We start from the raw sequence: 9,944 nt of genomic DNA, 5'->3' as shown, positions 1-9,944 counted from the left end.
GCACGCCCCCCGCGCCGGACCGGCCGGCCGGCCGGCGGGACCGGGGCGCGGGCGGGGCGCAGCGGCCCGCCGTGGTACCCGACCTCACGCGCGAGACGCCGGACCCGCCCGAGCCGCTGCCGCCGCGCGCCGAGCAGCTGCAACTGGCGGGCGACATCACCTACGCGCTGCCCTCCCTCGACCTGCTGGAGCGCGGCGGCCCCGGCAAGACGCGCAGCCCGGCGAACGACGCCGTCGTGGAGTCGCTGACGACCGTGTTCTCGCAGTTCAAGGTCGACGCGGCCGTCACCGGCTTCACGCGCGGGCCGACGGTCACCCGCTACGAGGTGGAGCTGGGCCCGGCCGTGAAGGTCGAGCGCATCACCGCGCTCACCAAGAACATCGCGTACGCCGTCGCCAGCCCCGACGTACGCATCATCAGCCCGATTCCCGGCAAGTCCGCCGTCGGCATCGAAATCCCCAACAGCGACCGCGAGATGGTCAGGCTGGGCGACGTGCTGCGCTCGGCCGCCTCGGTCGGCGACGACCACCCGATGATCGTCGCACTCGGCAAGGACGTCGAGGGCGGCTACGTCTCGCACAACCTGGCCACGATGCCGCACGTGCTGGTGGCCGGCGCCACCGGCTCCGGCAAGTCGTCGTGCATCAACTGCCTGATCACGTCGGTCATGGTGCGCGCCACCCCGGACGACGTGCGGATGGTGCTGGTCGACCCCAAGCGCGTGGAGCTGACCGCCTACGAGGGCATCCCGCACCTGATCACGCCGATCATCACCAACCCCAAGCGGGCCGCCGAGGCCCTGCAGTGGGTCGTACGCGAGATGGACCTGCGCTACGACGACCTCGCCGCGTTCGGCTTCCGGCACCTTGACGACTTCAACGCGGCGGTCCGCGCCGGGCGGGTGCGCCAGCCCGAGGGCAGCGAGCGCGAGCTGCGGCCCTACCCGTACCTGCTGGTGATCGTGGACGAGCTGGCGGACCTGATGATGGTCGCCCCGCGCGACGTGGAGGACTCCATCGTCCGTATCACCCAGCTGGCCCGCGCGGCGGGCATCCACCTGGTGCTCGCCACCCAGCGGCCCTCGGTGGACGTGGTGACCGGGCTGATCAAGGCGAACGTGCCGTCCCGGCTCGCCTTCGCCACCTCCTCCCTCGCCGACAGCCGGGTGATCCTCGACCAGCCGGGCGCGGAGAAGCTGATCGGTAAGGGCGACAGCCTCTTCCTGCCCATGGGGGCGAACAAGCCGACCCGCATGCAGGGCGCCTTCGTGACGGAGGCGGAGGTCGCCGCGGTCGTCGAGCACTGCAAGCGGCAGATGGCGCCCGTCTTCCGCGACGACGTGGTCGTGGGCACGGCGCAGAAGAAGGAGATCGACGAGGACATCGGCGACGACCTCGACCTGCTGTGCCAGGCCGCGGAACTGGTGGTCTCCACCCAGTTCGGGTCCACGTCGATGCTCCAGCGCAAGCTGCGGGTGGGCTTCGCGAAGGCGGGACGGCTGATGGACCTCATGGAGTCGCGGGGCGTCGTCGGCCCCAGCGAGGGCTCCAAGGCGCGGGATGTCCTCGTCAAACCGGACGAACTCGACGGAGTGCTCGCGGTGATCCGGGGAGAGTCCCCCTCCTAGGGCTCCGGTCCCGCGGGAGACCCGGCGACTGGTTTCGCGGCGCGGCCCGGCTCCGGCCGGACTCCGGCCCGGCTCCGGCTGGGCTCCGGTCCGGCTCCGGCCGGGCCGCTGCGGGCCGGTCCGGCTCCGGCCGGGCGGGCGGAGCGCGGTCCGGCGGATTTCCCGGCCCGCCGGGGATTCAGGAGCGGTGTACGGGCAACCCTTTCACCCGTTGACACGTCAAGGTGAAGGGAGCGTGGACAGGTGTCTCGCTGCCATGATCATCGGGCAGTCCTGTTGGCGGACAGACTCCCTCCTCCCGCTTGCCTCACCCTTTCGTACCACCCCTAGACTGAACACCCAGCAGGTGGCTACACGCTTGAAAGGCGCCCCCGTGTCCATCGGCAACTCCCCCGAAGACGACCGGCCTTCGATCGGTCGCGCCCTCCAGCAGGCCCGTATCGCCGCGGGGCTGACCGTCGACCAGGTCAGCGGCGTGACCCGGGTGCGGATCCCCATCGTGCACGCCATCGAGCAGGACGACTTCACGCGCTGCGGCGGCGACGTCTACGCGCGCGGTCACATCCGCGCCCTGGCCCGCGTCGTCGGCCTCGACCCGGTCCCCCTGGTCGAGCAGTACGACGCCGAGCACGGGGGGCGGCCCGAGCCCACGTCGGCCGCGCCGATGTTCGAGGCCGAGCGCATCCGGCCCGAGCCCCGGCGCCCGAACTGGACCGCGGCCATGGTCACCGCCATCGTCGTCGTCATCGGCTTCGTCGGCTTCACGCTCGTCAAGGGCGGCGGCGGGGACGACGGCCCGCCGCTCGCCGAGGAGTCCGCGACGGCCAAGCCGACCGCCGCCGGGCCCGGCGCCACGCCCTCCGGCAGGCCCGCCGACCCCAGGCCGGAGCCGTCGAACAGTGCCATCGCGGGCGTCCCCGCCGACCAGGTGACGGTCACGCTCACCGCGGAGGGCGGCCGCAGCTGGTTCTCCGCCCGCGACCACAACGGGCGCCTGATGCACGAGGGCGTCCTGAAGGAGGGCGACTCCAAGACCTTCCACGACGGCAGCCGGATCGACCTGGTGCTGGGCAACGCCGGAGCGATCAAGCTGTTCGTGAACGGCAAGGAGGTCGAGGAGGTCGGCGACAGCGGGCAGGTCCAGCGGCTGACGTACACCAAGGGAGACCCCGAGCAGGGCTGAGTGCCCGGCCGCGCGCGGGGGTGACCGGGAGCCCTGGCAGCGGGAGCCGCCGCCGGGACGAAGTAGTCTGAGCGCATGCCCGAAAGCCGTACTGTCGCCCTGGTCACCCTCGGCTGCGCCCGTAACGAGGTTGATTCCGAAGAGCTCGCGGGACGCCTGGCGGCGGACGGCTGGCAGCTCGTGGAGGACGCCGCCGACGCGGACATCGCCGTCGTCAACACCTGCGGGTTCGTGGAGGCCGCCAAGAAGGACTCGGTCGACGCCCTGCTGGAGGCGAACGACCTGAAGGACCACGGGCGCACCCGCGCCGTGGTCGCCGTGGGCTGCATGGCCGAGCGGTACGGCAAGGAGCTGGCCGAGGCGCTGCCCGAGGCCGACGGGGTGCTCGGCTTCGACGACTACGCGCACATCTCCGACCGGCTGCGCACCATCCTGGCCGGGGGCGTGCACGCCCCGCACACCCCGCGCGACCGGCGCAAGCTGCTGCCGATCAGCCCGGCGCAGCGGGCGGAGGCGGCGAGCGGAGCCGGCGTCGCGCTGCCCGGGCACGGCCAGGAGGCGACGCCGGACGGGGCTCGCGTGGAGGGTGTCGCGTCCGTCCCCGGCGGCCCGGCGAGCCCGGCGGACCTGCCGGACCTGCCGGACCTGCCCGAGGGTGTGGCCCCGGCCTCCGGTCCGCGCCCGCCGCTGCGCCGCAGGCTGGGCACCAGCCCGGTGGCCTCGGTCAAGCTGGCCTCGGGCTGCGACCGGCGCTGCTCGTTCTGCGCCATCCCCTCCTTCCGCGGCTCCTTCGTCTCCCGCCGCCCGGCCGACGTGCTGGCCGAGACCCGCTGGCTCGCCGGGCAGGGGGTCAGGGAGGTGGTGCTGGTCTCCGAGAACAACACCTCGTACGGCAAGGACCTCGGCGACATCCGGCTGCTGGAGACGCTGCTGCCCGAGCTGGCGGCGGTGGACGGCGTCGAGCGCGTCCGCGTCAGCTACCTCCAGCCCGCCGAGCTGCGGCCCGGCCTGATCGACGTCCTGACGTCGACCGACAAGGTGGCGCCGTACTTCGACCTGTCCTTCCAGCACGCGGCGCCGGGCGTGCTGCGCGCCATGCGCCGCTTCGGGGACACCGAGCGCTTCTGGGAGCTGCTGGAGCGGATCCGGGCCCGGGCGCCGCAGGCGGGGGTCCGGTCGAACTTCATCGTCGGCTTCCCCGGCGAGACCGAGCGGGACCTGGCCGAGCTGGAGCGGTTCCTCGGCGCGGCGCGGCTGGATGCGATCGGCGTGTTCGGGTACTCGGACGAGGACGGCACCGAGGCCGCGGCGTACGACGGCAAGCTCGACCCGGAGGAGGTCGCGGAGCGGCTGGAGCGCGTCTCCCGGCTCGCGGAGGAGCTGACCGCGCAGCGCGCGGAGGAGCGGCTGGGCGAGACGGTCACGGTCCTCGTGGAAGAGGTCGCGGAGGACCCCTGGGAGGCGGAGGACGGCCCGTCCGAGGGGGCCATGGCGGGGCGCGCCGCCCACCAGGCGCCCGAGACGGACGGCCAGACGGTGCTCACGCCCGGCCACGGACTCGCCCCGGGCACGATGGTCGAGGCCAAGGTGGTCGCGGCGCAGGGAGTGGACCTCGTCGCGGAGCCCCTGCGGCCGCTGCACGGCGGTCCGTGTACCGAGGAGGCGGACAGGTGACCGGAGTCCCGGCCTCGGCTGCGGGCAGGCCCCGTACGGCCACGGCTGTCCGGCCCGTCCGGTTGTGGAACATCGCCAACATCCTCACTATGGTGCGACTGCTCCTTGTGCCCGGATTCGTCCTGTTGATGTTGCACAACGGCGGCTACGACCCGGAGTGGCGGTCCTACGCCTGGACCGCCTTCATGATCGCCATGATCACCGACCTCTTCGACGGACGGCTCGCCCGCCGCTACAGCCTGGTCACCGACTTCGGCAAGATCGCCGACCCGATCGCCGACAAGGCGATCATGGGTGCCGCGCTGATCTGCCTGTCCGCCCTCTCCGACCTGCCGTGGTGGGTGACGGGCGTGATCCTCTTCCGCGAGGTCGGCATCACGCTGATGCGCTTCTGGGTGATCCGGCACGGGGTCATCCCGGCCAGCCGGGGCGGAAAGGCCAAGACGCTCGCCCAGGGTGCGGCCGTGGGCCTGTACATCCTGGCGCTGACCGGGCCGCTGGCCACCGCCCGCTACTGGGTGATGGCCGTGGCCGTGGCGCTGACCGTGGCCACCGGCCTGGACTACGTGCGCCAGGCCGTGGTGCTGCGCCGGGCCGGGCTCGCCGCCGAGCGCGCGCGGGCGCGGGAGCCCGTACGGTGAGCGGGGTCGGCCGCGCGTCCGGCGCCGCCGACCCCGGCCTGCCGGCCGGCGGCGCCGACGCCGCGACCGCCGGCGGCCCGGCCGTGCGCGCCCTGCGGCTGCTGGAGCGGCGCGGCCACACCGTGGCCGTCGCCGAGTCGCTGACCGGCGGCCTGGTGGCCGCGGAGCTGACCGCCGTCGAGGGCGCCTCCCGCGCCTTCCGGGGCTCGGTGACCGCCTACGCCACCGCGCTCAAACGCGAGCTGCTGGGTGTGGACGAGGCGCTGCTGGCCGCGCGCGGCGCGGTCGACCCGGAGGTCGCGCGGCAGATGGCACGGGGCGTCCGGCGCGCGCTGGGCGCCGACTGGGGCGTGTCCACCACCGGGGTGGCCGGTCCGGCGTCGCAGGACGGGCAGCCGGTCGGCACGGTCTACGTGGCCGTCGCCGGGCCGGACGGCGCCGCGTCCGTGGCCCCGCTGCGCCTGGCCGGGGACCGCGCCGGAATCCGCGCGCAGACCGTCCAGGCGGCGATCCGACTGCTGCTCGGCGAATTAATCGCGACAGCAAGGGCACATGATACGGAACAGGACGGGGGGATTTGATGTTTGCAGCCCTGAGTGAACACGACATCGCTCCCCGCACGGGCGCGTCCCGAGGCGGTACGGTGGGGCGTAATGGATCCGCGACCGAGGTCCGAGGAGGGAGCCAGCGATGATTCTGCTCCGTCGCCTGCTGGGTGACGTGCTGCGCCGGCAGCGGCAGCGCCAGGGCCGGACCCTGCGCGAGGTTTCCTCCTCCGCCCGGGTGTCCCTCGGCTATCTGTCAGAGGTCGAGCGAGGCCAGAAGGAGGCGTCCTCAGAGCTGCTCTCCGCCATCTGCGACGCCTTGGACGTGCGGATGTCCCAGGTCATGCGCGAGGTCAGCGACGAGCTGTCGCTCGCCGAGCTGGCCGAGTCCGCGGCCGCGGGCGAGTCGGTGCCCGCGCCCATGCGGCCCGTGCTCAACTCCGTGTCCGTGACATCTGTCACAGGAGTGCCGGAAGAGCGGGTCACCATCAAGTCGCCCTCGGAAGCGGTGGACGTGGTGGCGGCCTAGGCCGTGTCGTTTGGATCGNGGCACTCCCCCAGCTACCGCTGGGGGTGCCCCCGCCCCCGGCTACCGCCGGGAGGTGCCCCTGTGCGGCGTTGTCGTCGTCGCACGCAGTGCCTCCCCCAGCTACCGCTGGGAGGTGCCCCCTGCGCTCTCCTCCTCCGCCTTGCAGCCGGGGGGGGGTACCTCCCAGCGGTAGCTGGGGGAGCACCGGACGCCGCTCCCTGATCCACCCTGATCCAAACGACACGGCCTAGTCTCCCAGCGCCGTGCAGCGGGCCCCGGGCCGGTACGAGACGTACCCGCCCGGGGCCCGTGTGCGTGCCACCACCGGGCGCCGCCGCCCGGGCGCCGGTCCGCTGGATGAGACGGGCTCGGGTGCGCGGGCGGACGGATCCGGCAGGTGAGGCCGGCGGGATCGTGGGTAGCCGGGACGCAAGGGGGTGACGGCCCGGCCGATCGACGGATCGCCTCCGGGCCGTACCGATCGAACCGACTGAGGAGGAGAAGGCGGATGACTGTCATGAAGAGCCCGCTCTCGGAGGACAACCTCAAGATCGTCGGTGATGCCCTGCAAGGCGCTCTCGTCGACCTCGTGGACCTGTCCCTCGTGGCCAAGCAGGTCCACTGGACCATCGTCGGCCCCCGCTTCCGCTCCATCCACCTCCAGCTGGACGAGGTGGTCGCCACCGCCAGGACGTACACCGACAGCGTCGCCGAGCGCGCGGCGGCCCTCGCCCTGGTGCCGGACGGCCGGGCCGAGACCGTGGCCAGGACCAGCGGCATCAAGACGGTCGAGGAAGGCTGGACCGAGGACACCGCGGCCGTACGGATCCTCGTCGACGCGCTCGGCGCGGTGATCGCCCGCATGCGCGACCGGGTGGCGGCCACGGAGGAGCCCGACCCGGTGACGCAGGACCTTCTCATCGGTCTGACCCGCGAGCTGGAGAAGCACCACTGGATGTTCCAGGCGGAGAACGTGAAGGCGGCAGCGTAGGGCACATGCCGGGGCGCCCGCCGGGCCTGACGGCTCCGGCCCGCGGGCGGGCCCGGCGGGCGCGCGTCAGGGGCAGGTGACCGTGAAGCGCCGGAACTCGACGCGCTCGTCGGCGGACTTCGAGCCGGTCTCGTAGAGGACTCCCGCCACCGTACGGTCGATCTTGACCAGGTCGGAGTACGCGGCCGGGCCGGGCGTGACCACCGTGGCCGTCCGCCAGGTCCGGCCGCCGTCCAGGCTGCGGCGCACCGTCAGGTGGCGCCGTGCGGCGGGGTCGTCGGGGGCGGAGAACAGCAGCGGGCGGCAGCTGGTGCCGGCGTCCTGGAGCAGGGCGCCGTCCACGACGGGCGCGACGAGGCCGGCGGCCGGGCGGAAGGGGGCGGAGAAGGAGCTGCCCGAGGTCAGGCTGTAGGTGGACACGCGGCTCGCCGGGTCCGTGCCGTACTGGTCCCGGGCGTTCACGTACAGCCGCCCGTCGGGCAGTTGCGCGGCGGCGGACTCGTCCGGCCGCAGCCGTCCGTCGGAGTGGTCGTCCACGGCGCCTATCCGCCAGGTGGCGCCGTGGTCGTCGCTGAGCAGCAGGTGGGCCCCGGCCGAGCCGGCGGCCGTGTGGTTGGCCGGTATGACCAGGCGGCCGGAGGCCAGGGCTGTCCCGGCGCCGGGACCGGTGGCGTACCAGCGCCAGCCCGGCCGCTTGGCGGCGCCGGTTATCTCCTTCGGCGCGGACCAGGTGGCCCCGGCGTCGGCGCTGGACTGCACGTACACCCGGCGGCCCTGCGCGGCGCCCACCTTTCCGGCCTCTATCTGCGGCTGTGTCACCGCGCCGGACTGGCGGGTGGTGAGCAGGACGATCCGGCCGGTGGCGGGGTCCACGACGGGCGCGGGGTTGCCCGCGACGTCGCGCCCGTTGTCCGCGACGCGCCGCATCGGGCTCCAGGAGCACCCGCCGTCGGTCGAGCGCCGCGCGACCACCTCGACGTCGCCGGAGTCGGCGGCGGAGCCGCGCCGGCCCTCGGCGAAGGCCACCAGGGTGCCGCGGGTCCGCACCACGGCCGGTATGCGGAAGACGTGGTAGCCGTCGCGGCCGGAGGTGAACGGGGTGGACACGGTGCAGCTCCCCGCGGCGGCGATCTTCCGCGGGCGGTCGGCGCCGCACCCCGCGGCGAGGGCCAGGGCGGATGTGACGGCCAGCGTGCTGGCGACGGTGCGGCGCATGATTCCCCCCGGGACTGGTGTGGTCGTAAGGCGGGCAGCTTATCCGGCATGTCCGCGACGAACGGGCGCCGAGGGCCGGCTGCGGGACCCGCGCCAGGCCCCCCGGGCGGGCCTGGCGGCCGAGGGCCTGGCGCGGGCCGCACTCTGGTCAGGGCTGACGCCGGACCGGCGGCGGCTGGCAGGCCGGACACCAGAAGGTCGCGCGCTCCTCGCCGGCGCGTCCCTGCCGGGCGTGTCGGATGGGCGTACCGCAGCGCCGACAGGGCCGGCCGGGCCTGCCGTACACCCACAGGCGGCGGTCGCGCCGGTCGTCGGGGGTGGTGACGCGGGCGACACGGGTCTTGTTGGCCTCCAGGAGCTTCTTGGCGAGCGCTGGGAGGCGCTCCGGGGCGGGCAGGTCACCGGCGGGCAGCCAGGGGGAGACGCGCAGCAGGAAACACAGCTCGGACCTGTACACGTTGCCGATCCCGGCCAGGTTGCGCTGGTCGAGTAGGGCGTCGCCGAGCGGGCGCCCGGGGTCGGCGAGCAGCCGGCGCAGCGCCTCGTCCGGATCCCAGTCCGGGCCCAGCAGGTCGGGGCCGAGGTGGCCGACCACCCGGCCCTCGTCGGCGGTGCGCAGCAGCTCCAGGACGGGCAGCCGGTAGCCGACGGCGGTGCGCTCCGCGGTGGCCAGGACGGCGCGGATCTCGTGCCCGGGCCCGCCGCGCCACCGCTCGCCGGGGCCGTAGACGCGCCATGCGCCGTCCATGCGCAGGTGGGAGTGGAGGGTCAGGCCGCCCTCGACGCGGGCGAGCAGGTGCTTGCCTCGCGGGAAGACCTCGACGACGCGGCGTCCCGAGAGGTCGGCGGTCGCCAGCCGGGGCACCCGCAGGTCGGAGCGCACCAGCGGGCTGCCGGACAGCGCCTCGTGAAGGCGCCGGGCCGCCTGCCACACGGTGTCTCCTTCGGGCATACCGACCATCATGCCCCGCGGCCCCCGGCGCCCTCTTCCGGGCGTACTCCCTTCCCGGGCCTTCTCCCCGACTGGACCCCTGCGCTCCCTGCCTTGTCGCCCCAGCCCGGGCGTCCTGCCCGCGCGGCGGTCCGCCTCTCGCTGCGGCCCGGCGGGGGCGCGTGCGCGCCCGCGCTCGGCGCGGCCCGGTGGGGCAGCCGTACGGCCCTGGGCGCGGCGGGGTGCGGCCGGTGCGGTCGGTCCGGCGGCCGGGGTGCGGGATGCGGGGAGCCGGTGCCCTCGCGCCGGGGCGTCCTCCGGGGCTCCGGCGCGGGGCGCGTGCGCCCGGCCGGCGCCCCGGGCGGGCCCGGCCGTCGCCGCGCCCCGGAACACCTCGGGAAGCGGGGCCCGCCGTGCGAAGCGGGCCGTCCGCGCCCTGCCGACCCGGTAGCCGCCGCCGGGCGTGGTCGTGCCCGGAGGGGGCCGCGGTCGGTTCCGATACGGACGCGCCACGCCTCGGGCGGTCGGCGACCGCCGGCTGGGGGCCGCGCCGTGGGTGGGTATCGCGGCTGAGGCGGGCGCCGCACCGTCCACCCGCCGCCGGGGC

The 9,944-nt window shown here is 74.6% G+C and carries 9 protein-coding genes; 7 read left to right on the top strand and 2 right to left on the bottom strand.

Going from position 1 to position 9,944, the window contains the following annotated elements; genetic code table 11:
* The 7 genes from RKE29_RS24025 to RKE29_RS23995 all read left to right on the top strand — a co-directional run.
* The coding region (locus RKE29_RS24025) for a DNA translocase FtsK (protein WP_312007687.1) at positions 1 to 1,628 on the top strand (1,628 nt) is incomplete at its 5' end.
* A gap of 373 nt (positions 1,629 to 2,001) precedes the next feature.
* Positions 2,002 to 2,811: a RodZ domain-containing protein gene (locus RKE29_RS24020; RefSeq protein ID WP_312007686.1), complete on the top strand. Its 810-nt coding sequence runs from the start codon at positions 2,002 to 2,004 to the stop codon at positions 2,809 to 2,811.
* Between the two features lie 75 nt (positions 2,812 to 2,886).
* Positions 2,887 to 4,485, top strand: a complete 1,599-nt coding sequence (gene rimO / locus RKE29_RS24015) for a 30S ribosomal protein S12 methylthiotransferase RimO (protein WP_312007685.1) — start codon at positions 2,887 to 2,889, stop codon at positions 4,483 to 4,485.
* Entirely contained in the window at positions 4,482 to 5,126 is a 645-nt protein-coding gene (pgsA, locus tag RKE29_RS24010) for a CDP-diacylglycerol--glycerol-3-phosphate 3-phosphatidyltransferase (protein ID WP_312007684.1), read from the top strand. Before rimO ends, pgsA begins: the two co-directional genes overlap by 4 nt.
* 83 nt (positions 5,127 to 5,209) lie before the next feature.
* On the top strand, positions 5,210 to 5,707 hold the full coding sequence (locus RKE29_RS24005) for a CinA family protein (protein WP_312007689.1): 498 nt from the start codon (positions 5,210 to 5,212) through the stop codon (positions 5,705 to 5,707).
* A gap of 109 nt (positions 5,708 to 5,816) precedes the next feature.
* Complete coding sequence (locus RKE29_RS24000) at positions 5,817 to 6,200, top strand: helix-turn-helix transcriptional regulator (RefSeq protein WP_312007683.1); 384 nt, start codon at positions 5,817 to 5,819, stop codon at positions 6,198 to 6,200.
* Positions 6,201 to 6,708: 508 nt separating this feature from the next.
* On the top strand, positions 6,709 to 7,191 hold the full coding sequence (locus tag RKE29_RS23995) for a DNA starvation/stationary phase protection protein (RefSeq protein WP_312007682.1): 483 nt from the start codon (positions 6,709 to 6,711) through the stop codon (positions 7,189 to 7,191).
* 66 nt (positions 7,192 to 7,257) lie between these two features.
* On the opposite strand, the gene RKE29_RS23990 is transcribed toward RKE29_RS23995, so the two are convergent.
* Both RKE29_RS23990 and RKE29_RS23985 read right to left on the bottom strand, forming a co-directional pair.
* Positions 7,258 to 8,406 carry a sialidase family protein gene (locus RKE29_RS23990; RefSeq protein ID WP_312007680.1) on the bottom strand — a complete coding sequence of 383 codons (1,149 nt, stop codon included), beginning with the start codon at positions 8,404 to 8,406 and terminating at the stop codon, positions 7,258 to 7,260.
* 148 nt (positions 8,407 to 8,554) lie between these two features.
* Positions 8,555 to 9,358: a DNA-formamidopyrimidine glycosylase family protein gene (locus RKE29_RS23985; protein ID WP_312007679.1), complete on the bottom strand. Its 804-nt coding sequence runs from the start codon at positions 9,356 to 9,358 to the stop codon at positions 8,555 to 8,557.
* Positions 9,359 to 9,944: the final 586 nt, after the last annotated feature.

It is taken from the genome of Streptomyces sp. B1866, assembly GCF_031932565.1.
GTDB lineage: Bacteria > Actinomycetota > Actinomycetes > Streptomycetales > Streptomycetaceae > Streptomyces.
The sequence above is the reverse complement of the archived record's forward strand: the minus strand, read 5'-3'. Positions and strand labels throughout refer to the sequence as shown.

Coding starts and splice junctions, on each gene's coding strand:
- rimO (WP_312007685.1), top strand. CDS start 2,887: ATGCCCGAAAGCCGTACTGTCGCCCTGGTCACCCTCGGCTGCGCCCGT.
- RKE29_RS23990 (WP_312007680.1), bottom strand. CDS start 8,406: ATGCGCCGCACCGTCGCCAGCACGCTGGCCGTCACATCCGCCCTGGCC.
- RKE29_RS23985 (WP_312007679.1), bottom strand. CDS start 9,358: ATGCCCGAAGGAGACACCGTGTGGCAGGCGGCCCGGCGCCTTCACGAG.
- RKE29_RS23995 (WP_312007682.1), top strand. CDS start 6,709: ATGACTGTCATGAAGAGCCCGCTCTCGGAGGACAACCTCAAGATCGTC.
- RKE29_RS24000 (WP_312007683.1), top strand. CDS start 5,817: ATGATTCTGCTCCGTCGCCTGCTGGGTGACGTGCTGCGCCGGCAGCGG.